Source organism: Nocardiopsis sp. B62 (assembly GCF_018070675.1).
In the GTDB taxonomy this organism is placed as follows: domain Bacteria; phylum Actinomycetota; class Actinomycetes; order Streptosporangiales; family Streptosporangiaceae; genus Nocardiopsis; species Nocardiopsis prasina.
The window spans coordinates 211,263-237,094 of sequence record NZ_JAGPXK010000003.1; the positions used below are offsets into that span (position 1 = coordinate 211,263).

General features: G+C 70.7%; 23 protein-coding genes. 15 read left to right on the top strand and 8 right to left on the bottom strand.

Translation table 11 applies throughout. The features are described 5' to 3' along the window. The first annotated feature begins 585 nt into the window (after positions 1–585). Genes KBX21_RS05020 through KBX21_RS05035 form a run of 4 tightly spaced genes read left to right on the top strand, consistent with a single transcriptional unit; the run spans position 586 to position 6,582 of the window. Positions 586–1,299, top strand: a complete 714-nt coding sequence (locus tag KBX21_RS05020; RefSeq protein WP_307869154.1) for an ABC transporter ATP-binding protein — start codon at positions 586–588, stop codon at positions 1,297–1,299. Continuing rightward, on the top strand, positions 1,300–4,254 hold the full coding sequence (locus KBX21_RS05025) for an ABC transporter permease (protein WP_210841107.1): 2,955 nt from the start codon (positions 1,300–1,302) through the stop codon (positions 4,252–4,254). It abuts the gene before it with no gap. Further along, on the top strand, positions 4,241–5,542 hold the full coding sequence (locus KBX21_RS05030) for an MFS transporter (RefSeq protein ID WP_210841108.1): 1,302 nt from the start codon (positions 4,241–4,243) through the stop codon (positions 5,540–5,542). The genes KBX21_RS05025 and KBX21_RS05030 overlap by 14 nt, the downstream gene beginning before the upstream one ends. Continuing rightward, positions 5,539–6,582: a 3-oxoacyl-ACP synthase III family protein gene (locus KBX21_RS05035; protein ID WP_210841109.1), complete on the top strand. Its 1,044-nt coding sequence runs from the start codon at positions 5,539–5,541 to the stop codon at positions 6,580–6,582. Before KBX21_RS05030 ends, KBX21_RS05035 begins: the two co-directional genes overlap by 4 nt. On the opposite strand, the gene KBX21_RS05040 is transcribed toward KBX21_RS05035, so the two are convergent. Then, a complete protein-coding gene (locus KBX21_RS05040) occupies positions 6,561–6,797 on the bottom strand; it encodes an acyl carrier protein (RefSeq protein ID WP_210841110.1) in 237 nt (78 codons plus the stop codon). The two genes, KBX21_RS05035 and KBX21_RS05040, sit on opposite strands and share 22 nt — an antisense overlap. 112 nt (positions 6,798–6,909) lie before the next feature. Here KBX21_RS05040 and KBX21_RS05045 point away from each other — a divergent pair, with 112 nt between their 5' ends. From KBX21_RS05045 to KBX21_RS05090, 10 genes are all read left to right on the top strand, one after another. Continuing rightward, positions 6,910–7,179, top strand: a complete 270-nt coding sequence (locus tag KBX21_RS05045) for an acyl carrier protein (protein ID WP_017545341.1) — start codon at positions 6,910–6,912, stop codon at positions 7,177–7,179. Continuing rightward, positions 7,176–7,826, top strand: coding sequence for a GNAT family N-acetyltransferase (locus KBX21_RS05050; protein ID WP_210841111.1), 651 nt, complete (start codon positions 7,176–7,178; stop codon positions 7,824–7,826). Before KBX21_RS05045 ends, KBX21_RS05050 begins: the two co-directional genes overlap by 4 nt. A 4-nt stretch (positions 7,827–7,830) precedes the next feature. Then, the gene (locus tag KBX21_RS05055) at positions 7,831–8,616 is read left to right on the top strand and encodes an SDR family NAD(P)-dependent oxidoreductase (protein ID WP_210841112.1); all 786 of its coding nucleotides are present in this window, start codon (positions 7,831–7,833) and stop codon (positions 8,614–8,616) included. After that, positions 8,613–9,560 carry an ACP S-malonyltransferase gene (locus KBX21_RS05060; protein ID WP_210841113.1) on the top strand — a complete coding sequence of 316 codons (948 nt, stop codon included), beginning with the start codon at positions 8,613–8,615 and terminating at the stop codon, positions 9,558–9,560. Before KBX21_RS05055 ends, KBX21_RS05060 begins: the two co-directional genes overlap by 4 nt. Continuing rightward, the gene (locus KBX21_RS05065; RefSeq protein WP_210841114.1) at positions 9,557–10,504 is read left to right on the top strand and encodes an ACP S-malonyltransferase; all 948 of its coding nucleotides are present in this window, start codon (positions 9,557–9,559) and stop codon (positions 10,502–10,504) included. The genes KBX21_RS05060 and KBX21_RS05065 overlap by 4 nt, the downstream gene beginning before the upstream one ends. 13 nt (positions 10,505–10,517) lie before the next feature. Continuing rightward, entirely contained in the window at positions 10,518–11,888 is a 1,371-nt protein-coding gene (locus tag KBX21_RS05070) for a class I adenylate-forming enzyme family protein (protein WP_210841115.1), read from the top strand. 551 nt (positions 11,889–12,439) lie between these two features. Further along, positions 12,440–13,810, top strand: a complete 1,371-nt coding sequence (locus KBX21_RS05075; RefSeq protein ID WP_210841116.1) for a radical SAM/SPASM domain-containing protein — start codon at positions 12,440–12,442, stop codon at positions 13,808–13,810. Further along, complete coding sequence (locus KBX21_RS05080) at positions 13,807–14,799, top strand: hypothetical protein (RefSeq protein ID WP_210841117.1); 993 nt, start codon at positions 13,807–13,809, stop codon at positions 14,797–14,799. The genes KBX21_RS05075 and KBX21_RS05080 overlap by 4 nt, the downstream gene beginning before the upstream one ends. Next, a complete protein-coding gene (locus tag KBX21_RS05085; protein WP_210841118.1) occupies positions 14,780–15,898 on the top strand; it encodes a hypothetical protein in 1,119 nt (372 codons plus the stop codon). Before KBX21_RS05080 ends, KBX21_RS05085 begins: the two co-directional genes overlap by 20 nt. Further along, positions 15,895–16,755 carry a JmjC domain-containing protein gene (locus KBX21_RS05090; RefSeq protein WP_210841119.1) on the top strand — a complete coding sequence of 287 codons (861 nt, stop codon included), beginning with the start codon at positions 15,895–15,897 and terminating at the stop codon, positions 16,753–16,755. Before KBX21_RS05085 ends, KBX21_RS05090 begins: the two co-directional genes overlap by 4 nt. 13 nt (positions 16,756–16,768) lie before the next feature. Here KBX21_RS05090 and KBX21_RS05095 read toward each other — a convergent pair whose 3' ends face one another. The 3 genes from KBX21_RS05095 to KBX21_RS05105 all read right to left on the bottom strand — a co-directional run bounded on the left by KBX21_RS05095 (position 16,769) and on the right by KBX21_RS05105 (position 20,615). Continuing rightward, positions 16,769–18,433, bottom strand: coding sequence for a glutamate synthase-related protein (locus KBX21_RS05095; RefSeq protein WP_210841120.1), 1,665 nt, complete (start codon positions 18,431–18,433; stop codon positions 16,769–16,771). Between the two features lie 221 nt (positions 18,434–18,654). Beyond that, entirely contained in the window at positions 18,655–19,482 is an 828-nt protein-coding gene (locus KBX21_RS05100; protein ID WP_210841121.1) for a peptidoglycan recognition family protein, read from the bottom strand. Between the two features lie 203 nt (positions 19,483–19,685). Then, positions 19,686–20,615: an alpha/beta hydrolase gene (locus KBX21_RS05105; protein WP_210841122.1), complete on the bottom strand. Its 930-nt coding sequence runs from the start codon at positions 20,613–20,615 to the stop codon at positions 19,686–19,688. A 680-nt stretch (positions 20,616–21,295) separates the two neighbouring features. Between KBX21_RS05105 and KBX21_RS05110 the strand changes: the two genes are divergently transcribed. Further along, positions 21,296–21,772 carry a nitroreductase family deazaflavin-dependent oxidoreductase gene (locus tag KBX21_RS05110; protein WP_210841123.1) on the top strand — a complete coding sequence of 159 codons (477 nt, stop codon included), beginning with the start codon at positions 21,296–21,298 and terminating at the stop codon, positions 21,770–21,772. Between the two features lie 517 nt (positions 21,773–22,289). Here the strand turns inward: KBX21_RS05110 and KBX21_RS05115 are convergent. The 4 genes from KBX21_RS05115 to KBX21_RS05130 form a co-directional block, all read right to left on the bottom strand. Next, on the bottom strand, positions 22,290–23,021 hold the full coding sequence (locus KBX21_RS05115; protein ID WP_210841124.1) for an ABC transporter permease: 732 nt from the start codon (positions 23,019–23,021) through the stop codon (positions 22,290–22,292). Further along, complete coding sequence (locus KBX21_RS05120; protein ID WP_210841125.1) at positions 23,018–23,761, bottom strand: ABC transporter ATP-binding protein; 744 nt, start codon at positions 23,759–23,761, stop codon at positions 23,018–23,020. The genes KBX21_RS05115 and KBX21_RS05120 overlap by 4 nt, the downstream gene beginning before the upstream one ends. 102 nt (positions 23,762–23,863) lie before the next feature. Continuing rightward, positions 23,864–24,772 (bottom strand): ectoine hydroxylase, encoded by a 909-nt coding sequence (gene thpD, locus KBX21_RS05125; protein WP_210841126.1) that lies wholly within the window; start codon positions 24,770–24,772, stop codon positions 23,864–23,866. Positions 24,773–25,111: 339 nt separating this feature from the next. After that, positions 25,112–25,633 (bottom strand): MarR family winged helix-turn-helix transcriptional regulator, encoded by a 522-nt coding sequence (locus KBX21_RS05130; RefSeq protein WP_210841127.1) that lies wholly within the window; start codon positions 25,631–25,633, stop codon positions 25,112–25,114. Positions 25,634–25,832 lie beyond the last annotated feature (199 nt).

Genomic DNA, 25,832 nt, shown 5'->3' on the forward strand with positions numbered 1-25,832 from the left:
GTTCGATTCAGGGCACCGGGAAATGCTCCGGGTTTCAACTTAAAGGAAGCTTAAACGAGACTTATAGGAAGGAGTCCGGGTGGGGCGTCCTTTCCGCTGGGCCACGCGTCGGGAGTGCTTCACGAACATGAATGGATTCCGGTAGGGACTCTCATTGAGGGGGCGCGGGGGGTCGCGTATGGAGGCGGAACGCCCCCGGATTCGGAGATTCGCGTACTCAAACATTCACGCTACGTGGCTGTTGGCCTCCAAGCCTTGTGCGCTCGGGGCAAGCGGGCTGCGTGAATCGACTCCACTCCGCACGAATCAACGCGAGGAAACCCGACTGCCTGCTCACCTTGGGCAATGGTGAAACCATTGAGGGGGCGGTACTCAGTCCCTTTGTGGGGCTGTGTGATCGGGTGCTTGGTATTTCGTCGTTCGATTCCCTGGGAAGTGTTGACAAGAATGATTGCCTCTGCTTCGATTTGGCAATCGAGCCATGATCAACTTCGGAACTGGTCGGGCGGACAGTGTAGGGCGCGTATCGCCACTGGTTGGCGGTAGACCGTGACGTAAGTAAGGGAACTCGTGACCAACCCAGTCGTGCGCGTAAAAGACATAACAAAGACATACGGTGATGGTCGGGTCACGGTTCCGGTACTTCGCGGAGTTTCCCTGGACGTCACCGAGGGCGAATGGGTCTCGGTGATGGGCCCCTCCGGCTGCGGCAAGTCAACGCTGTTGAACTGCGCTTCCGGCCTCGATCGCATCGACGGGGGCAGCGTGCTCGTCGAGGGCGAGGACATCCACGCCATGTCGGAGCGCAAGCGCACCGCCTGGCGCGCGCGCCGGACCGGATTCGTCTTCCAGGGCTACAACCTCGTCCCCGTCCTGTCGGCCGTGGAGAACGTGGAGATGCCCCTCCTCCTGGGCGGAGTGCGTCCGAGGGAGGCCCGGCGCAAGGCGGTCTCGGCGCTCGCGCGCGTGGGGTTGGGTGAACGCTCCGACCACCTTCCAGCCCAGCTGAGCGGTGGTCAGCAGCAGCGCGTCGCCATCGCCCGGGGCATTGTGCACGCCCCGGCGATCGTCTGGGCGGACGAGCCCACCGGCGCCCTGGACTCCGCCTCCACCTCGGAGGTGCTGGCGCTGCTGCGGGAGCTCCACGCCGACGGCCTCACCCTGATCATGGTCACGCACGACCCCGAGGTGGCCGCCTACGGCGACCGCGAGGTCCACATGCTCGACGGCCGCGTGGACCGCGTCGAGGACAACAACAAGTCGACCGCCGCCGCCACTCCTGCCGGGGGCGACGAGTAGATGAACGACGCAATCACGCTGGCCGTCGCGGTCGCGTCACCCCTGGCGCTGATAGCGCTGGTGGCGCTCTCCGCGCGGGGCCGACTCAGTGTCCGCATCGCCGCGCGCAACGTCTGGCGGCGCCCGGGGCAGACCGTGCTCGTGGCCATGGGCCTGTCCCTGGCCGCCCTCCTGTTCTCAGCCTCCTTCACCCTGGAGTCCGCGCTCCACCAGGCGATGCGGGCCCAGCAGACCGCCGACCTCGGCGGGGTCGACGCGGTCGTGACCCCGGACGGGAGCGGGGTCGGGGACGACGAGGACGACCGGCGGGACTCGGACGACCCCGACGACGAGCCGCCCATGCTGGAGCGCGACGACGTCCGCGCCATCGAGGAGGCCCTCGACGATCCCGACACCACGGTCTCCTCACTGCTCACCCTGCGCCTCCCGGTCGCCCACGAGCGGGCCGACCGCGGCGACCCGGGACTCACGGTGCTCGGCGCGGCCAACACCGACGGCGCCATCCAGCTCGTCGACGGTGACGGCGAGGAGATCGCGCGCGACGGCCTGAGCGAGAACGACGTCCTGCTCAGCAGCGAGGCCTCACGGGAGCTACGCGCCGAGCGCGGCGACACGGTCGAGGTCGCCGGACGCCAGGCGCGCGTCGTCGGCGTCTACGAGGCCGGGGCGCCCCTGACCCCGCCCGAGTCCGCCGTCGTGCCGCTGTCCGCGCTCCAGCGGACCGCCGACCTCAACGGCCGGGTGAACACGGTCACGATCTCCTACGGCGAGGAGGTCACCTGGGAGGAGGACGAGGACCCCGTCCGCACCGACCTCTCCTCGCTGGTCGAGGACAACGGTTGGAAGGCCGAACCGCTGCGCGCCTCCGCGCACGACAGCGCGGACCGCCTCACGACCGACCTGGCCACGTTGTTCCTCCTCTTCAGCCAGCTCTCGATGGTCGCGGGCGTGCTCCTCATCGTCCTGGTCGTCATGATGCTCGCGGGCGAGCGCCGCCAGGAGTTCGGCGTCCTGCGGGCGATGGGTATGAAGCGCGCCCGTCTGGGGCTCGTCCTGACCGTCGAGGGGCTCGGCTACGCGGTCCTGGCCTCGGCCGCCGGAACGGCGGCGGGCTGGTTCGCGGGCGCCGCCGCCTCACGTGTGCTGAGTGACCGGGTCGCCGACCCCGCCATGCCCGCCCCGGCTCTGGAGTTCGGTTTCGACCCCGTGGCCATGGCGACCGCCTACCTCATCGGCGTCGGGGTGATCACGGTCGTGTTCACCTTCGCCGCCGTGCGCGCCTCCAAGGTCGACATCGTCTCCGCGCTGCGCGGGTCCGAGGCGCCGTCCCGCCGCCGCTGGTGGTCCGTGCCGCTGCTGGTGCTGATCCTGTTGCTGGGCCTGGCCACCGTCGCCCTGGGCGTCCAGAACGGCACCGCGACCGAGACCCTGACCGGTCTCACGTTGGCGGTCGGGGGCCTCGGCGCGCTCCTGCCGAGGCTGCGTGTGCCCAGGCGGCTGGCCCACTCGCTGTGCGCCGCCGTGATCATCGTGCTCTGGTCCGTGCCGGGTGAGCTGTTCGGCGACACCGGCTCCGGGATCACCCTGTTCTTCCTCGCGGGCATGGCGCTGGTGGCCGCGGGTGTGTGGCTGTTCGTGGCCAACAGCGACCTCGTCCAGCGCTTCCTGCGCCGTGTCCTGGGGCCGCTGCCCTCGATGACCTCGGTCGTGCCCATCTCGGTGGCCTACTCCGTGCGCAACCGCGTCCAGGCCGGGATGACGATCGCGATGCTGAGCATCGTCGTCCTGACCATCACCCTGAGCGGCTTCGTCACCGCCGCCGTCAACCAGGTCTACTCCGACCACCGCTCGGTGACGGGCGGGTTCGACGTACGGGCCGAGTGGGTCGCCGCCCAGGGCGAGCCGCCCGCGCTCCGCCAGGTTCTGGAGGAGAGCCCACGCGTCGACACCGCGAAGGTCGCGCGCCTCGGCGGATACGAGGAGATCACCACCGAGGCGCGCCAGGTCGACACCGACGCGGACGCCGAGGAGGTCCGGGTGTGGGGTGCCGACGACGACTACCTCCTCGGCAACCGCTACCCGGTCTTCCTGCGCGCCGACGGCCTGGACACCTCCGAGGAGGTGTGGGACGAGCTCAGGCGCTCACCGAACACCGCCGTGGTCTCGGCCGCCATGATCCCCAGTGACTCCGCCGCCTTCGTGGGCGGCGGGAGCGACCTCGAGCTGGAGGGCGTGGACATCCTGGACGACAGCCTGCCCGCGAACCTTCGGCTGGAGGTCACCGAACCGGACGGCGAGAGCACCACCACGCTCCGCGTCATCGGCGTGGTGGACCGCAGCGCCGAGTACCTCGGCGACGTCGTCACCTCGAGCGAGGGCATGAGCCGGGTCACCGGTGAGGACAGCGTGCCCGGGAACTGGTTCATCAGGGCCCAGGACCGGGACGAGGTCGGCAAGCTCGAGGTCGCCGTGCAGCGCGCGCTCATGGAGCACGGGGTCGCCACCGCCCCGATGCAGGAGGAGGTGGAGTTCCGGGCCTCGTCCAACGGCGTCGTGCAGTGGCTCCTGATGGCGTTCATGGGCTTCGGACTCGTCGTCGGCTGTGCCGCGCTCGGGGTCGTCAGCATCCGGTCGATCTCCGAACGACGCAACCAGATCGGGGTGCTGCGCGCCATCGGCATGCAGATCTCCGGGGTCCGCCGCCTCTTCCTGATCGAGTCGCTGGTCATCACCGTGAGCGGCATCGCCCTCGGTGTGGGTCTGGGCTTCGCGGTCTCCCCCGGGCTCGTCGACTCGCTGCGGGTCGACCTGCCGGGGGTCGTCTACACGGTGCCCGTGTCCGTGCTCGTCGGAGTGGTCGGGGTCACCCTGGTGTTCTCCACGGTGGTCTCGGTCCTGACGTCGCGGAGGGCGGGAGAGGTCCCCCCGGCGGAGGCGCTCCGTGGCCAGTCCTGAGAGCGAGCCGGCTCCGCTGCGCCGCAACCGGTCGTTCCACATCCTGTGGACCGGTCAGTTCGCAGCGCAGCTGGGCCCGGGCATGGGGGCGGTGGCCTACCCCGTCATCCTCCTCGACCTGGGCGGGACACCGGCCCTGACGGGTTCGGTGACCTTCCTCCTGGGGGTGGCGGCGGTCGCCGCCCGCCTGCCCGGCGGCGCGGCGGCCGACCGCTTCGACCGGCGCGCGCTCATGATCGTGGCGCAGGGCACCCGGATGCTGGCCATGGTGGTCCTGTGCCTGGGGCTGCTCACCGGAGCGACGTGGCTGCTGTGGCTGGTGGTGTTCGTGGCGCTGGTGGACGTGGTCGGGCACGAGGCCTACCGCTTCGCCGAACGCGCCGCGCTGCGCCACATCGTCCGACCGTCCGACCTGTCCGCGGCGGTCGGCCAGAACGAGGCGCGCAACCAGATCGCCTCGCTGATCGGGCCGGTGCTCGGCGGATGGCTGATGGCGGCCTCGCGGACGCTGCCGTTCGGGGCGGCGGCCCTGGGGCACGCGGTCGCCGCGATCGGGCTGCTCTTCGTCCGGGAGCGGTTGCAGGAGCCGAGGACGCCCGCGGAACGGGGGACCGGCCCCCGGCCCCGCGTCTGGACCGAGGCGTTCTCGTGGATCTGGGCGCGGCCCGAACTCCGGGTGCTGCTGCTCAGCTGCGTCACGCCGAACCTGGTGATCACGGGGGTGATGCTCACCGTCGTCATGGTCGGCGCGGAGGCGGGGATCGGCACCGGCCAGATCGGGACGGTGCTCGGTGTGGCCAGCCTCGGCGGGATCGGCGGCGCGCTGGGCGCCTCGGCCCTGCTGCGCAGGTTCTCCGCCCGGAGCCTGGTGCTGGCCACCCTGTGGTGGCTCCCGTTCACCGTGCTGGCCACGATCCCCCTCATCGACCACTGGACGGTGGTGTTCCCCCTCGCGGCGGCCATGGCGGCCGCGCCGCTGCTGTCCATCATCCTCGGCACCTACCAGCTCCTGAACACCCCCGACCGCCTCCAGGCCCGTGTGGGCAGCGCCTGCACGTTCGTCACGGGGATCGCCGCGCCCCTGGGCCCCCTGGCTGCGGGGTTCGGTCTCCAGTTCGCCGGAACGCTGCCCCTGTTCCTGGGATTCACCCTGCTCATGTTGGTCGTCGCCGTGTGGGTCTCGTTCGACCCCAGCACTCGGCGGCTGAGCTCACTCCCCACCTCCCCGGACCGTGCTCCGGGGAATCCCCCTGACCACGCACCCCCCAGTGCAAAGGAAGTGTCATGAGACCGCTCCAGGATGTTCCCTCCACGTCCGGCAGCACGCTCTCCAACAGGTTTCCCGTGGGGATCCTGGGTGTGGGCTCCTACGTTCCCGACAACGTGGTCACCAACGAGGAACTCACACGACACCTCGACACGAGCGACGAGTGGATCGTCGCGCGGACGGGCATCCGCGAGCGGCGGTTCCTGCCGGAGGGGACCGGCACCACGGACATGTGCGTCGCGGCGGCCGAACGCGCCCTGAGGGAGTCCGGGACCGACGCCTCCGACCTCGACTGCGTCATCGTCGCCACCTTCACCTTCGACCAGCTGCTCCCCTCCACCGCGCTGACGGTGGCCGAGCGGATCGGCGCCCGCCGGGCGGTCGCGCTCGACCTCAACCAGGCGGCCTGCTCGGGCGGGCTGTATGGCATGTGGACGGCGCTGCACCTCTTCCAGGGCGGCCAGTTCCAACGGGTGCTGGTCGTCGGCGCGGAGGCCCTGTCCCGCATCACGGACCCGACCGACCGCACCACGCGGGTCTTCTTCGGCGACGCGGCGGGCGCCGCCGTGCTCGGCCCGGTGGAGGAGTCCAGCGGGGTGCTCTCCTGGAGCCTGGGCGGGACGCTCTCCCACGGGGTCGAGGTGCCCGCGGGCGGCACCAGGGAGCCGTTCGGCCCCGAGGTCCTGGGCACCGGCCGCCAGTACCTCAAGATGAACGGCTCGGAGGTCTGGGACCAGGTCATGACCCGCATCCCGCCGAGCGTGGAGGAGACGCTCAAACTCGCCGGTCTGCGGGCGGACGAGGTCGACCACTACGTCTTCCACCAGGCCAACGGCAACCTCGTGACCGGCCTGATGGACGCCCTGGGGCAACCCCGGGAGAAGGCCGTGACCACCATCGAGGAGTACGGCAACACGGGCGCGGCGACGATCTTCACCGTGCTCGACCGGCTCCGGGAGAGCGGCCGGCCCCGCGCGGGCGAACACGTGCTGATCGCCGTCATCGGGGCCGGTTTCCTCTGGGGCAGCATGTGCCTCCGTCAGCAGGCCTCCGCGGCCTGAGAGCGGACCAGGTCCAGCAGATCCCCCACACTGCCGAGATCCTCGAACCCCTCCTCCGGTACCTCCACCCCGCACCTCTCCCTGATCAGCAGACGAATCTCGTACCCGGCGATCGAGTCCACCCCCACGTCCTGGAGGAGATCGCCCCTTTCGAGTCGCGTTCCCGAAGCGTCGGTCGCCTCGAGAATGATGCCGAGAGTGACCGAGTCGTCCACTGAGAATTCCCCTGCCATTTTGTACCCCGATCTTCCTGTTCGATGAATCCGTGTCGACCAGGAATGAACATACAAGAAAACCCACCATCCCCACAGTGATTGGAATTTCCAGATGAGCGGGACCGAGTCGTACGAAAGCGAAGTCAAGAAGGTCTACGTCGAGCTGTTCGAGATCGATGTCGACCCGGAGTCGATCGGCGGTGACGAGGAGTTGTTCGGCCCGCAGTGCGACTACGGGATCGACTCCATGGACGTCCTGCGGTTCCTCGCGGACCTGCGCCAGCGCTACGACCTCGACGTCTCCGAGATCGCGACCGAGACCTTCCGCACGCCCGCGTCCATCGCCACCTTCCTCTCCGAGCGCCGGGGGGCCGCCGAGTGAAGGGCGCCCTGGTAACGGTCACCGCGATCGAGGAGGACGAGTATCCCCTGGTCGCGCAGTGGTTCCGGCGGGGCATGGTCGGAGCGCTCAGTACAGGCGGCTCCGCCAGGTTCACGAGCACCGCGGACATCCGCGGCGCCATCGCGGCCGGACCGGAGAGGTACGCGATGGTCCGCACGCACGACGGCGTCCCCGTCGGCCTGGTGCAGTGGCGCCAGCGCAAGTACCCCGGGAGCTACACCGTCGGCGGTGTCATCGGGGACAGCGAGCTCTGGGACTCGGGCTGTGGCGGGGAGGCGTCCTGGCTCCTGGTCCACGAACTGTTCCACGCCCACAACGCGCACCGGGTCGAGTTCGTCACTGCCGCGTTCAACGTCCGCGTCGTACGAATGCTGATCAAGTCCGGAATGGTCATCGAGGGAGTGTTGCGCGACTACTTCTTCCTTGACGGCGCCTATCACGACGCGATCGTCACGTCGTATCTGCGCGAGGAGTACTACAGCGCGGACGAGAACGGAATGACCGGCGACGCCTTCTTCGGGGACACCGTCCCCGCCTCGGACAAGTCCGAGGCCCGCGCGCTGTTGCGCGACCACATGCGTGACCAGTGGCCACAGGACATCCGCAGGGCCTATTCAGAGGAGTAGTGACATGACAAAGGAACTCAACTCGAAGGTCGCCCTCGTCACCGGCGGAGGCAGCGGCCTGGGCCGGGCCGTGGCGATGCGGCTGGCCGACCTCGGCGCCGTCGTCGCCGTGGGCTACCTCAACCGGGCGGAGGTCGCGGAGAAGACCGCCGAGGAGATCCGCGCGGCCGGTGGTAGGGCCCAAGCCCTCAGGGTCGACGTCCGCGACTACGAGGCGGTCTCCGCCGCCGTCCAGGAGCTGACGAAGGAACACGGCCGCATCGACATCCTGGTGAACAACGCCGGTATCTGCACGGCGGGCACCATCGTCTCCACGGACTCCACGGAGGGCTGGAACGACGTCATCCAGACGAACCTGGTGGGCGCCTACCACTGCATCAAGGCGTGCGCCCTGCCCATGATGCTCCAGGGCTCGGGTGCGATCGTCAACGTCTCCTCCATCCTCGGCCTGGTCGGCAAGGGCGGGCTGAGCGCCTACTGCGCCAGCAAGGCCGGGCTCTCCGGGCTGACCGCCTCCCTGGCCGCCGAGTTCGCCATGCACGGCGTCCGGGTCAACGCGGTCGCCCCCGGCTACTCGGACGACACCGGCATGATCCAGCAGTTCCCGATCGAGCAGAAGGAGGTCATCATCAACGAGCGCATCCCCCTGCAACGCCCGGCCCAGCCGGAGGAGATCGCCGAGACCGTGGTCTTCCTGACCCGCGAGGGCTCCAGCTACATGACCGGGCAGACCATGGTGGTCGACGGCGGCCTGACGTCGGTGATCCGGGGGATGGCGAAGACCAGATGAGCCAGAGGACCGCGATTCTGTTCAACCCCCAGGTCGCCATGCGCCCCGGGGACTACCGCGACCTGTACGAGGCCCTGCCCCTGGTGCGCCGCCGCCTGGAACAGGCCTCCGAGGCGATCGGTGTCGACCTGGACGAGGCCTTCCACTCCGCCGACGCCGACCTGGTCAACCAGGGGCCGCTGATCCGGCCGATGTCGGTGGCGCTCGGGGTGGCGCTCTACGAGTCCCTGCCCGCCGAGTACCGCGACGGAGCGGAGTACATGGCGGGCCTGAGCCTGGGCCAGATCACCGCCGCCGCGGCCTGCGGGGCCCTCTCGTTCGACGACGCCGTGCGCACCGTGCGGACCATGGCCACGGTCGAGGGCGAGGTCTTCGCCGGCCGGGACTACGGGAGCACCTTCTGCTACTGCGTCGACCTGGAGTCGGTGTTCGCGAGGATCGAGGAGCTCACCGCCCAGGGCCTGGACGCGGCGCCCTGCGCCATCACCGGTGACGACCAGATGGTCGTCTCCGGGGAGGCCGCCGCCCTGACCTCGGTCAACGAGCTCGCTGCGGCCGGGGGCGGGGTCGGTGTCCGCATCCCGCACGGTCCGCCCGGCCACTCGCCCATGCTGGCGCCGGCCGAGGAGCGCTTCGCGGCCGAGTGGGAGCAGCGCGCAAGGGTGCGCACCCCCAGGGTGCCGCTGATCTGCAACATGGACTCCACGCCGTTGGCCACTGCCGAGGAGGTGCGCGACGCCCTGATCACCCAGTACACCCGGACCGTCCACTGGTCCAGGGGGATCGGGCGCCTCCTGGAGCTGGGCACGACCCGGTTCGTCGTGGTCGGCCCCGGTCACTTCATCGGGAAGTCCTTCCGGTTCATGACCCTGGCCAAGCGGGCGAGTGTGGTCCGCTTCGACCAGGCGTCCTCCTTCACGGAAGAACTGGCGGGCCGGTCGTGAGGGCCGTGCTGTTCGGTGGGACGGTGCCGCCGCTGCACGCCAAGGTCGGGGAGTTCCTGGAGACCGACCCCTACGCCCGTGAGCGGTTGGCGCAGGCCGAGGAGGTCCTGGGCCACCGCGTCCTGCCCCGCTTCTCCCAGGCGACGGAGTCCTACTCGCCCGAGGCGCGGCAGGCCTACCTCGTCACCTGCGTGGCGCTGGCCGACCGGGCCAGGGAGGAGGACGGCGAGGCCGGTGTGTGCGCGGCGGCGAGCATCGGACACCTGCCCGCGCTGCACTACTCCGGGGCGCTGTCCTTCGCGGACATGGTGCGTCTGGGAGAGGCGGTCACGGCCTGCGAGAACGAGTGGAACGCGACCGACCACGGCCTGGTCTCGCACTTCATGTACCGGGTCGGGCGGGACCGCCTCGCGCAGCTGTGCGCGGAGGTGGAGGCCGAGGGCGGGCGGGCCGAGGTGGCGGGTCACTTCAGTGACACCATCCACCTGCTCAACGTCTCCGCCGAAAGCCTCCCCCTGCTCGAACGGGGTGTCCGGACCGGGGGAGGGGTGCCCGTGCTCACCTTCCCTCAGGCCGAGCACAGCGGGGTGAACGCCCCGCTGCGCGACCGGATCGGGGAGGCCGTCTCGGGTGTGCGCTTCCGGGACGCGCGGGTCGGGTTCGTCCGGGGGTCGGACGGCGCGCTCGTCGACTCCGCCGAGGACCTGCGCTCGCTGCTGCGGGACGACTGCGTCACCCCGGTCGACTTCCCCCTGGTCGTGGACCGGCTCCGCGCCCTGGGGGTGGACCGGGTCCACGTGATCGGGCCGGGCAACCTGTTCGAGCGCCTGACCAAGGAGCACTTCGACGTGACCGTCCTGGTGCCCGACGCCCGCGCCCGCGGCCTGGAGGTCCCCGACTCGGGCCCGGCCCGGGTGGGCGGCCGGGTCCCGTCCAACACGTGAGAGGGAGGGACAGGTGACAGGAAGACTCGTCATCGACGGCGAGGAGATCACTCGCGACCGCGTCCACCGGGACACCGCGGCACTCGCCACGGCCCTGACCTCGGCGGGCGCCGGACCGGGGCGGGGGGTCGTCATCGCACGTGACGACCCCTACACCGCGGTGGTCACCGCCCTGGCAGCCGAGTCGCTGTGCTTCCCGGTCCTGTGCCAGGGGGAGCGGTGGCGCGGAGTCGCCCGCACCAGGCGGGTGGCCGCCGTGGTCGCCCCGGGACAGGGTGGCGTCCCTTCGGTGACGGCGCAGCGGGACACGGGGCTGCCCGACTTCGCGGTGTCCGCCCACACCCTGCTCTACACCTCCGGGAGCAGCGGCGAACCCAAGGCGGTGGAGCTCTCGCACTCCGCGATCGGCTACCACCGGCACGACGTCGCCGCGCACGCGGAGGTCAACTCCAGGGACCGCATGCTGGTTCCGATGTCACTCCTCAACTCCTACGGCTGGGGCATCGTCCAGTACTGGCTGGAGCACGGGTTCGAGATGCACGTGGAGTCGCGGCTGAGCATGGACCGGGTGGCCGCCCTGCTGGGACAGGGCGCCTACACCAGGCTCGACGGGGTGGGTTCGATGTACGCGGCCCTCCTGGTCGCGGCGCGCCGCGACCAGGGTCTGGCGACAGCCCTGGGCGCGCTCCACCTGCGCGGATGCGGGGGCGACGTGCTCCCGGTCGGCCTGGTCGAGGCCTACGCGGACCTGGTCGGCGGGCCGATCCACGACGGTTACGGGCTCTCGGAGACGGTGGCGTGGGTGACCCAGTCACTTCCCGGTGCCTGGAGACCCGGAACGGTGGGCCCGCTCATCAAGGGGTCGTCCGCCCGGATCGACCCGGCTGAGGGGGAGGTACTCCTCCACGGACCGGGCCTGATGGACGGCTACCTGGACGACGACGCGGCCAACGCTGCAGCCTTCACCGAGGACGGGTGGCTGCGCACCGGCGACCGAGGGACGGTCGAACCCGACGGCCACCTGACCATCGAGGGGCGGATCAAGGAGTCACTGGTCGTCCACGGGGAGACCATTCCGCCGCGGTTCGTCGAGGACGTCCTGGCCTCCTGCGACCCGGTGCGGGAGGCGGCGGTGGTGGGCCTGCCGACGGGTCGGGCCAGGGGCGACCGGCTGGTGGCGTTCGCGGTGGTGGACCCGGCGGAACGGGAGGAGGCGCTCCCACTGATGCGCCTCGCCCTGAGGGACCACCTGCCGGTGCACCAGAGGCCCAGGGAGATCCACCTGCTCGACGAGTTCCCCCGTACCCGAACGGACAAGCCCGACCGCCGTGCCCTGCGGGCGCGGGCCGCCTCCCTGGAAGAGGAGAGGATTCCCGACAATTAATTGACCGGCGCACGCGAAGGGTGACCGGAAGAATGTGAATCCGATTATCCGACGGTGCCGAGGCGTCTTCGATGCGCACTCACCAGGGGATTCGACGATCCTCGGATTCTTTGCGCGACGAACGCCTCGGTCGTTTCGCCATGCCCTTTTCCGGTGCGTTGAGGCCGGTTGAAAAAATGCACGGAAAGCACGGGGAACGTGTTGACACGGGAAAATTGACACTCCTAGACTCGGCACCGTTCGCGATTGGCTTCGGCGCGAATGTCATGGATTCACCCGGAGAATTCGGGTCCACCCGACCCGTAGGCTCCAATCCCCTTTTTGAGATTACTGAGAGGAATGGTTCCCATGCAGGAGTTCGAGGAGATCATCACCGAGTCCGCCGCTGGTGACGAGGTTTCGGTCATCGACTTCGGCTGCTAGCAGCCAGAGACCGCCCTCGGCCCCAGAGGCCGACGACGAGGTAGTCACAGGCCCCGTGGCGGACCGGAGGATCCCGGTTCCCGCCACGGGGCCCCTGTCTCACAACCCGCGGCACCAGAGGACTGACCATGGCTGACAGCACCGTCACCAGTACCTTCCGACCCTCCAGGTTCAACGTCGTCACCAGGACCGACGACGGTGACGCGGTCGTTCTGTACAACTCCATGCGCGGGAGCGTCTTCCGCGTCCAGGACCCCGTCGGCCAGCGGGTGCACGATCTGCTGCACAACCGCCGGAGCGTCCTGCGCCGGCCGGGTCCCGACAGCGCCGACGAGTCCCGCCTCTTCGACACCCTCGTCACCAAGGGCTTCCTGGTGGCCGAGGAGCACGACGAACTGGCAGAGGCCGACGCCCTGCGCGACCGGCGCAAGAACCGGACCGACCGCCTCGAACTGATCATCATGCCCACCGAGGCCTGCAACTTCCGGTGCACCTACTGCTACGAGGACTTCGCGCTGGGCCGCATGCTGACCGAGGTGCGGGAGGGCATCAAGTCGCTGGTCAGGCGCCACCGCCGCGAACACGGCATCGAACGGCTCACCGTCGCCTGGTTCGGCGGCGAACCGCTGGTGGCCTTCGACGTGATCGAGGAGCTCAGCACCTTCTTCCTGGAGTTCTGCGCCGAGGAGGGCATCGAGTACAGCGCGGGCATCACCACCAACGGACTGCTGCTCACCCCCGAGGTGGCGCGGCGCTGCGTCGAGTTGGGCATCAGCAACTACCAGGTCACCCTGGACGGCCCGGCGCACACGCACGACTCCTCCCGCTTCCTCATGGGCGGCGGGAAGACCTTCGACGAGATCATCGCCAACCTGACGAGGATGGCGGAGACGGACGCGGACTTCCGCGTGATCGTCCGGACCAACTTCACCGAGGCGAACAGCGTCCACGTGCCCGAGCTCATCGAGCAGCTGGGCGGGCTGTACGCCGGTGACCCCCGCTTCGGGGTCATCTACCGCCCCGTCGGCGACTGGGGCGGACCCCAGGGCGAGGAGTCCGAGGCCTACGCGGGCAAGCAGGCCGAGATGACCAAGCTCGACCTGTGTTCGAACGCGGTGGAGTCCGGCCTCGCCCCCGCCGACGACGTGTTCCTCAAACCCAACGGCTCGGTCTGCTACGCGGCCTCCCCGTGGTCCTTCGTGATCCGGCCCAACGGTCTGGTCAACAAGTGCACCGTGGCCCTGCGCGACCCCCGCAACGCGGTGGGACAGCTCGGCGCCGACGGTGACCTGGGACTGGACCAGGACCTGATGAGTCTGTGGGTCGACAACGACGACGCCAAGGACTCCGGCTGCCACTCCTGCTTCTTCCGGCCCTCCTGCCAGGGCGCGCACTGTCCCCTGGTGCGCATCCAGGAGGGGACGCGGCCCTGCCCTCCGCAGAAGGTCTGGATCGGACCCACCATCACCACGGTGGCGTCGAACGGGAGGACGCGGTGACCGGCACGCGCGGCGCGGAGGTCGCGGTCGACGACGACGGCACCTGGTGCGCCTGGACCACCGAGACAGGCCGGGTCAGGGCCCTGGGACTGTGGGGTTCCGACAGCGGACGGATCATCGACCTGGGGCCGGGAACCGCCGTGTACGCCGGGGCGGGCACGGGGCGCTTCCTCCTCCGGGACGGCGGGTCCGTCCGGTCGTGGAGCCCGGCGGAGGGTTCGCGCGACGCCGGGACGGCGCCCCCCGGAGCCCTGCTGCTCGAAGCCCGCGTGCCCGGGACCGGCGGTGGCGACCGCGTCGTCGCCGCCTCCTCCGAGGAACTGGTCCTGCGCGCCGGGGACGGGACGGCGGTGTCGCACAGGCTCTGCGCACCGCCGTTGGTTCTGGCCTGGCAACACCGGCGGCGCGCTGTCCTGTGCCTGCTCTCGGACGGGACCGTCCTCAGGGCGGACCCCGTCACGGGGTCGGTGGAGGCCTCGGTCCTGCCCGGGGGCGAGGACCTCCGCCTGGCCTGCTACGAGGAGGTGCTGGGGGGTGTCTGGGTGGTTCCGGCCGACGCGTCCGGCACGGTCCGCTTCCACCGCACGGAGGCCGACCCCTCCGAGGCCGTCTACCGGCTGGACCTCGGCGCGGCGGTCGAGTCGCTGCGCGCCTCGCACAGCGGGGAGTGGCTCATCGCCCGGAACCCGGGCCGGGACCCCACCCGCCTGGTCAACGTCAACAGCGGACGGAGCTTCGACGTGCCGGGAGAGCTGGCGGCGCGCGGCGCCCCCTGCGTCTTCTCGTTCGACAACCAGTTGATCAGCGTCGAGGCGGACACCTTCGAGTCACTCCCGGTTCCGGCGCGGGCGGACATCCGCTCCCGCGACGGGTCCCTGGACATCGACACGTTCTGGTCGGCTCCGCCGCAGATGCACCGTGCCTCCCGCCCCCAGCGGCCCGTTCCGAGGAACACGGAGGTGGACCAACATGTCGGCACCCGTTCATGACCTTCCCCTGCGTCTGCTCTCCCCCGAGAACCGACTGACCAAGGTGTCGGTGTGGGAACGGGCCCGGGAGTGCGCCGCCGAGACGGACCGTGCGTCACGCCGGACCCCCTTCGACGCGGACGCCTTCTGCCGGGCCGCGAACCGGGGCGCGCTGGTGCTCGCGATGGCGGGTGACTTCGAGGAGAGTGAGAGGTCCTGTCAGCGCCAGGCCCGCGTCCTGCTCTCCCTCGTCAGGCGGGGGCTGCTGCCCCGGTCCGAGACCGTCCGGGTCCTCCAACCCTGGATCAACCTCGGCAGACTCCGGGTGATCCGCGGTGACTGGGAGGGCGCCCTGCCGCACTTCCCCGCGCCGGACACGCTGCGGGAGGCCGGGGTCTTCGCCGGAGCGCTCGGCCCCGAGCACGGGCTGACCCCGGACGAGGCCGAGGACGTCCTGGGCTCCGAGAGCGGAAGCGCCTTCGTCACGAACACCCACGTCGTGGAGACCGCCAAGGCACTGGCGCGCGGGCGGCGCGCGGACCTGCTGGCGGCGCACGTCAGCCGTTGGCGGGGGACCGCGCGCACACTCCCGCACGTGCGGGAGGCCTCGGCCCTGCTGGCGCTGAGGGGCGGCGCGAAGCTCCCCGCCGTCGCGCCGGGGACCGTGCCGACACTGGGGGCCACCGCCATCGAGGTCCACGCGTCCCTGGCCGACGCGTCGCGGACCGACTCCCTGCTGCGGTCCCTGGACACCCTGTCGGAGGGCGCTCCCTCGGCCGACCTGGTGGCCGTGCTGCGCGCGGGCGCCGGAGTCCTGCGCTCCCAGGACCGCGTCGACGACTGCGCGCGGCTCCTCCGCCGGACCGCCGACGTCTGCCGCGAACTGCGTGACGAGGCGGAACTGTTCGCGGTGCTCAGGGAACTGGGCGGTCTTGACCCCGTGTCGGGCGCGGCCCAGGAGGCCCTGGCCGTCGCGGCCGACAGCGGTTACGCGTTCGTCAGGGCCCAGGCCGGGGAGCCGCCACTGCCCCCGGCCGAACACGAGCCGCGTCTGGCGGTCCTGATCGCCGCCGAACTGGAAGCCGAGTCACGAACGACCCTCGTCAGGGAGACCCCATGATTCCAGCGCACCTGCCTCCCCGGACATCGCGGGGCGACCACCCGGTCCTCGAACGGATCGTCGGTGACTCGGACGCCTTTCTGGGGCACTGGGAACACAGCCCGGTGGTCGCGGAGGCCGGGCCCGCCGCAGGGGAGGCGTTCTCCCTGGAGACGGCGCTGTCCCTGCTGAACCGGGCCGGGCTCCCCGCGTCCTGCTTCCGGGTGTTCCAGGACGGCGCGCCCAGGCCGCAGGAGGAGTTCAGCTCGGGCCGCGGGCGACCCGGCCCCGGCCGGGAACCCGTGGCCGACCGCACCGCGCTGCTGCGCGCCCACGACGCGGGGGCGACCATCGTCTTCGAGGAGGTCCGCCTCCTCGTCCCCGAGGTGGAACGGCTCGCGTCCCAGCTCGAGGAGGAACTGGGCTTCGGCGTCTACTGCGCGGCCTTCCTGACCCCGGCCGGGAACTCGGGGGTGCGTCCGCACTACGACCTGGCCAGCGGATTCCTCTGCCAGGTCCACGGTTCCAAGTCCTGGTCGGTGGGCGCCCCGGAGACGCTGTGGCCGACGGTCCCGAGCGGCGCTTCCCAGCCGGAGTTCGCCCCGGTCCTCCAGACGGTGCTCACCCCGGGAAGCACGCTGTACATCCCCCGGGGGCATCCGCACGCCGGAACCGCCACGGACGAACTCTCGCTCCACCTGTCGTTCGCCGTGAAGCCCCGCACCTGGAAGGACGTCCTCCTGGCCCACCTGCGTGAGGAGGGCCAGCACGAACCGCTGCGCGAGATGCTGCCCCTCGGCCACACGGACCTGGACGGGCGGGACCTGCTGGCCGAGGCCCTGGAGCGGCTGAACGCGGCGGTGGCCGCGGCGAGGTGAGGGGACCCCGGGCTCAGACGGAGACGCCGCCGTAGGACACTCCGGACAGGTCGGCGAGCTCGCGCTTCCACGCCACCAGGTCGTCGGGGCCGAACCCGCCCAGGTGGTCGTGCCCGCAGGCCCGAGCCATCACCTGCATGAGTTCCACCGACGACCGCAGGAACCGGTTCAGCCGCTGGGCGGCCTCCGCCACCGGCAGGCGCTCGCGCAGGTGCGGCCGCTGGGTGGCGATACCCACCGGACAGTTGTTGGTGTGGCACGCGCGCATGCCCAGACAGCCGATGGCCTGCATCGCGGAGTTGGCCACCGCGACGGCGTCCGCGCCCAGGGCCAGGGCCTTGACGAAGTCGGCCGGGACCCGCAGGCCGCCGGTGATGATCAGGGTGACGTCTCGGCGGCCCATCCTCTCCAGGTGGCGGCGGGCCCGGGCCAGCGCGGGGATGGTCGGCACCGAGATGTTCTCCCGGAACAGCAGGGGAGCGGCGCCGGTGCCACCGCCCCGGCCGTCCAGGATCACGTAGTCCACCCCGATCCGGAGCGCCGCGTCCAGGTCGCGTTCGATGTGCTGCGCGGACAGTTTGAACCCGATGGGGATGCCCCCGGTGGCCTCACGGACCTCGGCGGCCACTCGGCGGAAGTCGGCGACGGAGACGAGGTCCGGGAAGCGGGCCGGGGAGATCGCCGTCCGCCCCACCGGGAGTTCACGCACCTCGGCGATCCGCCCGCTCACCTTGTCGCCCGGCAGGTGCCCGCCGGTCCCGGTCTTGGCGGCCTGGCCGCCCTTGAAGTGGAAGGCCTGGCAGCGCGCGACCTTGTCCATCGAGTAGCCGAAGCGCGCCGAGGCGAGTTCGTAGAAGTACCGGCCGTTGGCCTCCTGCTCCTCCGGGAGCATCCCGCCCTCACCGGAGCAGATGCCGGTGCCCGCCAGCTCGGCGCCCATGGACAGCGCGGTCTTGGCCTCGGCGGAGAGCGCGCCGAAGCTCATGTCCGACACCAGGAGCGGGATGTCCAGGACGAGGGGTCGGCGGGCGTTCGGCCCGATCACCACGCTGGTGCCCACCGGGTGGTCGTCGAGGAGCGGGGGCGTGTGGAGTTCGGCGGTGACGATCTGGAGGTCGTCCCATGAGGGGAGTTCGTGGCGGGGCACGCCCATCGCCGCCACCTCGCCGTGGTGGCCCACCCGGGTGAGCCCCTCCTCGGCCAGCTGGTGGATGCGGTCGTTGAACGGCTCGTCCGGGGTGCCCTCGAAGTCGGCGTAGGAGCCCTGGTAGGCGGAGCGGTCGTAGTTCTGCGGGTGGTCCCGTTCCCAGGCGCGGATCTCGTCCTCGTCGACCCGGACCGCGCCGTCCTCCACCCACGCCTGGAACCTCTCCAGGTCCTCGCCCTCGTAGTAGAGGTTGACGCCGCTGCGCGCGTCGTAAGCGGAGCCGTGGACACCGCAGACCAGTCGGTCGCCGTCCTCCACGGTGGCGTCGGACATGAGCGCGCCCCGGTGCTGACAGCGTCCGTACAGGACCCGTACCTCGTCCCCGGAGGCTTCGGAGCCGGTGGATTCGGCGTCGGGGGCCACGGAGGCCGCTGGCAGACGGATCACCGCCAGGTCCACGTTGGAGACCCGCGCGTGGGCGGGGCGGAGCGGTTCGAGGTCGTCCCAGTCGGCTACCTTCGTGGGCCGCATTCCGTGCTCCTCGGGTCGTGGCCGCCAGCGCGGGCTCACCGCGTGGGCAGGGGTCTCACGGCAGATTGTATTGACGTGAACGCTCTCCGTGTCCGGCGACATGCCTGGTGGGGGCCGCACACGGGGCGGCGCCCGCACGCTGCGGCCGTGGCCGGGCGTGCGGGCGCCGTGGGGTGGGGGCGAGAGCGACACCGAACGGGGTGATGTCCTCTCCGTGGACGTCAGCGCGAGAAGTCGTCCGGGCCCCGGAGCGGGCCGTGGTAGAAGTCGTGGTCGGGCTCGTCGTCGGGGACCGGCGGGAAGGTCGGACCGTTCTCGACCGTCGTGGGGGCGGCGGCGATGGCGATGCCCTGGGCCCGCATGGTCGAGGCGACCCTGGTGCGCAGCTCGGGGAGCATGGAGTACAGCACGTCACCGGGGCAGGCGGTGGCGTTGAAGTCCCGGTGTCCGCGAATCGCGCTGCCCGGGTTGAGGCCGTACGCCCCGCACAGCCAGGCCAGGGTGTCGACCAGCGTGTTCGTCAGGGCCTGGGTCGGGCCCTGGGTCATGTAGGTGCCCTCGTTCTCGATGCCGATGCACGTGCTGTTGTTGTTCGCCACGTGCGTGCCCACGACGTGCTGGCGGGCCGCGATGGACTCCGGGGTGCGGTCGCGCCCCTCCATGAGGAAGCCGCCACGGCTGATGGTGAGCTGCTGACCGGTGTCGATCCAGCCGTTGCTGTCCATGTGGTAGTTCTGGATCGACTTGGACAGGTTCAGGGCGTGGTCGAGCGTGTAGTTCGTGCTGTTGGCCGTCGCGGTGTGGTGGACCACGATGAACTGCGGCGGAGTGGCCAGGACCTGGATGGGGCTGCTCGGCGGACGCGCGTTCCAGGCGCCGCGCCAGTACAGTTCGGGCGCCGCCTGGGCGGCGGGGTCGACGGTCTCGGCTGCGGCGCCACCGGCGCCCAGGGCGCCGAGGGAACCGCCGAGGACCGCGGCTCCCGAAGTGAGGGCCGCCGTCCTCAGGAGCGCGCGTCTGTCCATTCCGGAGTGGGGGATAGCGGTCATGGCCGTCCTTCGTGTTCGGCTTGGTTACTTGCCAGTTAATGAAAAACACGAAAGCCGGTCGGGCGCAAAGGGTGAAACGAGGAATTCTGCTGACCGGGACCGGCCAACAGAATTCATGAAGAGCCCCCTGTGGCGCCACCATTCAATGATGTATCGAGTCCCTTTCGAAGCGGGTGTTCTCCGGAACGTCGGTTCGGAAGTGTTCACCCGAAGGCCGCGCGCAGCACCGCTACCTGTTCGCGGCGGAACTCCCGGACCACCTCCGCGTGCGGAAGGTACGTGTCGAACCCGTGGAATGCCCCCGGCACCACGGTGGTCGCACAGGGAACCCCGGCTTCGCGCAGGCGCCCCGCGTAGGCGAGGTCCTCGTCGTGGAACAGGTCCAGCGTGCCCACTCCGATCCAGGCCGGGGGCAGCCCGGACAGGTCGTCGCGACGGGCCGGCGCCGCGTAGGGGCAGACCCCCGCGTCCCCGGGGTCGCAACCGAGATAGGCCCGCCAGGCGAACCGGTTGCTGGCCATCGACCACATGCGCGCGTCGAGCCCCTCCAGGTCGCCGCGCAGCGCGGTGCGGTCGTCGAGCATCGGGTAGACGAGCAGCTGGAACAGGGGTCGGGGGCCGCCCCGGTCCAGGCTCATCTGGGCCAGGGCGGCCGTGACGCCGCCGCCGGCGCTGGCCCCGCCGATCGCGACGCGGTCGGGGTCGATGCCCAGCGGCCCGGCCTGTTCGACCATCCAGGACAGCGCCGCGAGGGCGTCCTCGACCGGTGCCGGGGCGGTGTGCTGGGGTGCCTTTCGGTAGCGGAGCGCGACCACGGTGACGCCGAGCTCGCGGGCGAACTCGATGCTGCCCTTCTCGTCCTGGATCGGACTGCCGAACAGGTAGCCGCCGCCGTGGCTCCACAACAGCGCGGGTGAGGGCCCCTCCAGCGACCGTGGCCGGTAGACACGGAGACCGAGCGACGGCGCGCCCTCGGGCCCCGGCGCGGTGTGCTCCTCGATGAGGAGGTCGGAGGGTGCCCGGACCGGCCGCATGCGTTCGGTGAGCCGCTGCGCCAGACGTGCCGTGCGTGGGCCGAAGGTCGGCGTCGGCAGGAATCGGGCAGCGGACAGGTCGGGGTGCAGCTGGGGCATCGGGTTCCTCGGGTGACGGGGGAGAGGTGAGGGAACGGCGGCGCCCGAACGGCCCGGGAGAGCCGGGCGTTCGCGCCGAGGCCCTTGGTCCGGGTATCGGCGTGTTCCTTCGTAGGAGGAACTCCGCCGGGCACGGCGGTGTTCCCGTGCCCGACGACATCACACCAGTTGGGAGCGTGTTACCACCGGTCGGGGTGGACGTTGGCCCGCTCAGCGGGGCCGGGGGTGCCCCGGCAGGACCGCCACCGGGACACTTCGTGCGGGACGCCAGAGGGACGCTCGCCGATGCCTCCAGTACCGACCGCGCCGCGCCCAGCCCCCGCGATCCCACCACCACGAGGTCGAACGGGCCGATGCGGCGCGACAGCGCGGTGCCCGGTTCCCCAGCGCCAGCACTCCTCCACGAGTCCTCGGGACGACGCTCCCGCACGTGCCGGGACGCTTCGGCCAGTACCCGGTGGCCCTGGTCGGAGACCTCCTCCTGCGGTGGGAACCGGGTGGGGCCCGCGTAAAGGGACATCACCAACGGCATCGCCAGGCGTACACCACGTGCAGCGTCTTCCCCCCGACCCGTCGAGATCCCAGCAGCGAGGGCGTGTCGTCGCAAGTCACCCGGACCGATCGTCCCGTGGGCCGTACGGGGTCTGCCGAATCCGGCGGGAGGCGCCTACGATGCGGACATGGGCCTGTTCACACCGCTCGCCGTACGCATCGGGGCCCTCCCGTGGCTGCCCCGACTCCTGCCCCAGATCACCTGGCTCGACCGTAGGCTGCACCGCCTCAGTCGAGGGCGGCTCGGACTGCTCGACCTCGCCGGGCTGCCCAACACCGTGCTCACCGTCAAGGGCCGCAGGAGCGGACGGCCGCGCACCACACCCCTGCTGTGCGTCCCCGACGGCCCGGACCGCCTGGTGGCCGGTTCGTCCTTCGGCGCGCCCGCCACCCCGGCGTGGGTGCACAACCTGAGGGCCGCGCGCACGGCGGAGATCGAGCGATCGGGCCGCCTGGTCACAGTGCGGGCCGAGGAGCTCAGCGGAGCCGCCAGGGACCGCGCCTGGGCGCGCATGAGCGAGGTCTGGCCCAACTTCGCCCTCTACCAGCGGCGGACCGACCGGGTCATCCCCGTCTTCCGGCTCACCCCGGTCCCGGAGCCCTGAACCCGGTTCAGTGCCGCCACGCCAGGCCGCGTCCCGGAACATCCACTCGAAGGTCGTGGCCCGCCGGAACGCCTCGCACGACCGCTCTCCCACGGGGGCAGACAGCCAAGGCTCCACCCTCCGAATCGGTGGCCCGATCGACGGCTTTCTCAAGGGCGGGTGTCCCGGGGGCGTGCCTCGCGTTCGGCTCCAGGTAGTGCCAGTGCAGGCCCTCCAGCAGCCCCGGGGAATCGGATCGCGGTAGCCGGTCCTTCTCGCGTCCACCGCCGCCGAGATGACGCTCCCCGGCCCGGGTGTGCTGGCCGTGGAGTGCCGAGCGCCAGCGCCGCAGAGTCGTGTGGGCGTCCGCGATGTCCGCGGCGAACCCGATCATGGCCTCACCCAGCGCCTGGTGGATCAGCTGGTCGTCGGAGTGGCCGAGCGCCTCCCGCCCGGTGTCCTACAAGTGGAGTCCGACGAAGAAGTGCTCGGCGCGGTCCGCCCGGTTGACGCACCGGCCCCGGGCCCGGTGGCCGTGTCAGGGTGTGCGGCGGCGGAGGGTGAGGGAGGCCAGGAGCACCGCGCCCACGGTGAAGGCGGCCACGATCAGCAGCGGCCGGTACACGTCCCAGGCGCCGTCCCCGGCCGCCACCGCGTCGACCGCGTCGATCGCGTGGCTGAGGGGCAGCCAGTCCGAGATCGCGTGGAGCACGTCCGGCATCTGGTCACGCGGCATGAAGAGCCCGCCCAGGATGATCTGCGGGAACACCAGCACGGGCATGAACTGCACCGCCTGGAACTCGGTGCGCGCGAACGCGCTGGCCAAAAGTCCGAGCGCGGTCCCCAGAAGGGCGTCGACGACCGCGACCAGGCCCAACGACCAGAGCGGCCCCTCGACGTCGAGCCCGCACACGTACACGGCGAAAAGCACCGTCACGAAGGCCTGGACGACGGCGGTGAGTCCGAACGCGAACGCGTAGCCGAAGATGAGGTCGAACTTGCCGATCGGGGTCGACAGGAGGCGTTCGAGGGTTCCGGAGCGGCGTTCCCGCAGCGTGGTGACGCTCGTGATCAGGAACATCACCACGAACGGGAAGAGGGCCAGGATCGCCGGGCCGATGTCGTCGAACACCGGTGTGTCGGTGAAGAGCCACGCGAAGAGGCCGACGAGCAGGCTCGGGGCCACCAGCAGGAGCACGATCGACCGGGGGTCGTGGCCGAGCTGGCGCAGGACGCGACCGCTCGTGGCGTAGGCACGTGTGAGGTTCATCCGGCCCCCCTCTCGATCAGGGCCAGGAAGGCGCGGTCGGGGTCGCTCGCTCCGGTCTCGGAGAGCAGCCGAGCGGGTGTGGTGTCGGCCATGACGCGACCGTCGCGCATCAGCAGCAGTCGGTCACAGCGCAGGGCCTCGTCCATCACGTGGCTGGAGACGATGAGCGTCGTCCCCTCGGCGACGAGGGAGCGGAACACCGTCCACAGTTCCTCGCGCAGCAGTGGGTCGAGGCCCACGGTGGGTTCGTCGAGGACGACGAGTTCGGGGCGGCCGAGGATCGCGACCGCGAGCGAGACCCGGCTGGCCTGTCCGCCGCTGAGCGTGTCGACCCTCCGACCGGCCTGGGCCCGCAGGTTCACCTGGTCGAGAACGCGCCCCACGTCGCTGCGGGAGGCGCCGACCAGGCGGGCGAAGTAGCGCAGGTTCTGTTCGACGGTGAGGTCGGAGTACACCGACGCGGCCTGGGTGTCGTAGGCGACGCGGTGCCTCAGTCCCGCGCTCCCGGCCTCCTGGCCGAGCACCGTGACGCTGCCCGCCCGGACACGTTGTGTGCCGACGATCGTGCGCATCAGGGTGGTCTTGCCGCACCCGGAGGGGCCCATCAGACCGGTGACGCCGCCCCGGGCCACCCCCAGGTCGAGTCCGTCGAACACCGAGCTGCCGCCGCGCCGGACACACAGGTCACGGACGACGACGGCAGCGGGTGGGTCCGTGGCGTCGCCTGCACCGAGGTTCATAGCGCAGCATCATCGGTGGCGGACCCGGTCCGGGTCAACGCGCCACTCACGGTGCGCGCCGCCTGGTGCGGCGATGCCCGGAGACGGCTGATACTCCGGGAGTCAGGAACGCAGCGGCGTGAAGTCGCGCGCAGCCACGAAGCCGGGCCGGCGTTCCCGGGCGGAGAAGGGCTCGACCAGAGCGTTCTCCACGCTGTTGAACACGACGAAGATGTTCGAGCGCGGGTACGGCGTGATGTTGTTGCCGGAGCCGTGCATGCTGTTGCAGTCGAACCACAGGGCCGAACCGCTCGGGCCGGTGAACTGCTCGATCCCGTGCTGATGGGCCAGTGCGGCGATGTCCTCCTCCTGCGGGACACCGATCTTCTGGGCCTTCAGAGAGGACCGGTAGTTGTCGTCCGGGGTGCGTCCCAGGCAGGGGACGAACGTCCGGTGCGCCCCCGGCATGAGCATGAGCCCGCCGTTGAAGGGATGGTTGTCGGTCAGGCCGATGGAAAGGCTGACCGCCCCCATCCGGGGCATACCGTCTTCGGCGTGCCAGGTCTCGAAGTCCGAGTGCCAGTAGAACCCGTTGCCGCGGAAGCCCGGCATGAAGTTCACGCGGCTCTGGTGGACGTAGACGTCCGAGCCGAGGATCTGGCGTGCCCGGTCCAGGATGCGGGGTTCCCGGATGAGCCGGGCGATCCGCTCACTGAACAGGTGCGCGTCGAAGACGGACCGCACCTCGTCGGACGCGGGTTCGGTGATGGTGCGCTCGTCGGCGCGGATACCAGGGTCCTCGACCATCGCGCGGAGCTCGTCGAGCGTGGAGCTGACCTCCGGCCCGGACAGCAGGTCCCGCTGGATGTGGAACCCGTCGCGGGCGTGGTCGGTGAGCTCCTTCGCGGAGGCCGGCCCGTCCGTCACCCCGGGGTGCACGGTCGGTTCGGCGCGTTCGATCCACCCCCGGCCCTGGGCAGGGTCGACACGGGTGGGGTAGTGGTCCTGGATCTGGGCGTCTACGAGTGTCACGGCAGACCCCTCCTCTCGGTTTCCTCTTCTTCCTTTCGGTGGTCGAAGGCGTACTGGTGCGTCTCGCGACCAAGGGCGACGATCCGCCCCCTGCCCTACGCACTGCCCTCCCACGAACCGGATATTCATCGCGGGATCGCGGATGGCGCCCCGGCGGCCAGCACGGGGACAACGGGGTTCCAACAGGGGTTGTACGGCCGGAACATGGAGCGGAACGGAGGAACATGTCGGCCCTACGGCCGGTCTGCTCCAAGGCCCTCGCTGCCTCATGGGAGGAAACACGGGCCAAAATCCGCCCGGGGGAGTTCCCGGTGCGGACCGAAGGCCGTGCGGGGAGCGTCAGGCGGTGGCGTCGGCCCCGTTGGCCGCGGCGGCGTCCGAGGGCACGCCGAACCCGCCGACGAGGCTGGCGTAACGGTCGCTCACGGCGCGGATCCCCTGCTGAAGGGCGTTGAGGTCCTCGATGCTCAGGCCCATGAGCACGCTGTCGTTGAACTCCGGGCGTTCCATCACCAGGCGCTGGGCGAGTGCCGCCCCCCGGGAGGTGGCGTGGACGCGGCGGACGCGGTGGTCGTCGGGGTCCTCCGAGCGCGTGGCCATGCCCTGGGACGCGAGCCGGTCTACCAGGCCCGACATGGTGGCCATGGACACCCCGAAGGATTCGGCCAGTCCCCGACCGGTCGCTCCCTCGCGCGTGGTGACCAGGACCATGAGGACCTTGAGCTGTTGGATCGTGAGGTTCATCGAGAGCAGGTGCTGGACCTGCGCGGGGAGCGCGGCCTGCTCCATGGCCGCGGTCAGGGCCCTGATCTCGTGCACGACGCGTGCGCGTTCTCCCTGCTCCGTGGCGTCTGGTCCCATGCGATCAGGATAGCTCCGCCCCGACGGAGACTCGGCTGACGAAATACTTAGCCTGATGCTAATCTTTTTTGCATGGAGGCGCGCCGCCTCCCGCGCGGAACCCCGGGTGCCCAGTCCGGCACGGGCCCGTTCCGCGTTCCGGTCGCCCCCGCCGGTTCGGCGCTCGCGCCCCCATCACCATCGGCGACGAAGTTGGGAA

Excerpts from the sequence above, each read along its gene's own strand:
- KBX21_RS05025 (WP_210841107.1), top strand. The coding sequence starts at position 1,300 with ATGAACGACGCAATCACGCTGGCCGTCGCGGTCGCGTCACCCCTGGCG.
- KBX21_RS05035 (WP_210841109.1), top strand. The coding sequence starts at position 5,539 with ATGAGACCGCTCCAGGATGTTCCCTCCACGTCCGGCAGCACGCTCTCC.
- KBX21_RS05045 (WP_017545341.1), top strand. The coding sequence starts at position 6,910 with ATGAGCGGGACCGAGTCGTACGAAAGCGAAGTCAAGAAGGTCTACGTC.
- KBX21_RS05055 (WP_210841112.1), top strand. The coding sequence starts at position 7,831 with ATGACAAAGGAACTCAACTCGAAGGTCGCCCTCGTCACCGGCGGAGGC.
- KBX21_RS05060 (WP_210841113.1), top strand. The coding sequence starts at position 8,613 with ATGAGCCAGAGGACCGCGATTCTGTTCAACCCCCAGGTCGCCATGCGC.
- KBX21_RS05075 (WP_210841116.1), top strand. The coding sequence starts at position 12,440 with ATGGCTGACAGCACCGTCACCAGTACCTTCCGACCCTCCAGGTTCAAC.
- KBX21_RS05085 (WP_210841118.1), top strand. The coding sequence starts at position 14,780 with ATGTCGGCACCCGTTCATGACCTTCCCCTGCGTCTGCTCTCCCCCGAG.
- KBX21_RS05090 (WP_210841119.1), top strand. The coding sequence starts at position 15,895 with ATGATTCCAGCGCACCTGCCTCCCCGGACATCGCGGGGCGACCACCCG.
- KBX21_RS05095 (WP_210841120.1), bottom strand. The coding sequence starts at position 18,433 with ATGCGGCCCACGAAGGTAGCCGACTGGGACGACCTCGAACCGCTCCGC.
- KBX21_RS05100 (WP_210841121.1), bottom strand. The coding sequence starts at position 19,482 with ATGACCGCTATCCCCCACTCCGGAATGGACAGACGCGCGCTCCTGAGG.
- KBX21_RS05105 (WP_210841122.1), bottom strand. The coding sequence starts at position 20,615 with ATGCCCCAGCTGCACCCCGACCTGTCCGCTGCCCGATTCCTGCCGACG.
- KBX21_RS05110 (WP_210841123.1), top strand. The coding sequence starts at position 21,296 with ATGGGCCTGTTCACACCGCTCGCCGTACGCATCGGGGCCCTCCCGTGG.
- KBX21_RS05115 (WP_210841124.1), bottom strand. The coding sequence starts at position 23,021 with ATGAACCTCACACGTGCCTACGCCACGAGCGGTCGCGTCCTGCGCCAG.
- KBX21_RS05120 (WP_210841125.1), bottom strand. The coding sequence starts at position 23,761 with ATGAACCTCGGTGCAGGCGACGCCACGGACCCACCCGCTGCCGTCGTC.
- KBX21_RS05130 (WP_210841127.1), bottom strand. The coding sequence starts at position 25,633 with ATGGGACCAGACGCCACGGAGCAGGGAGAACGCGCACGCGTCGTGCAC.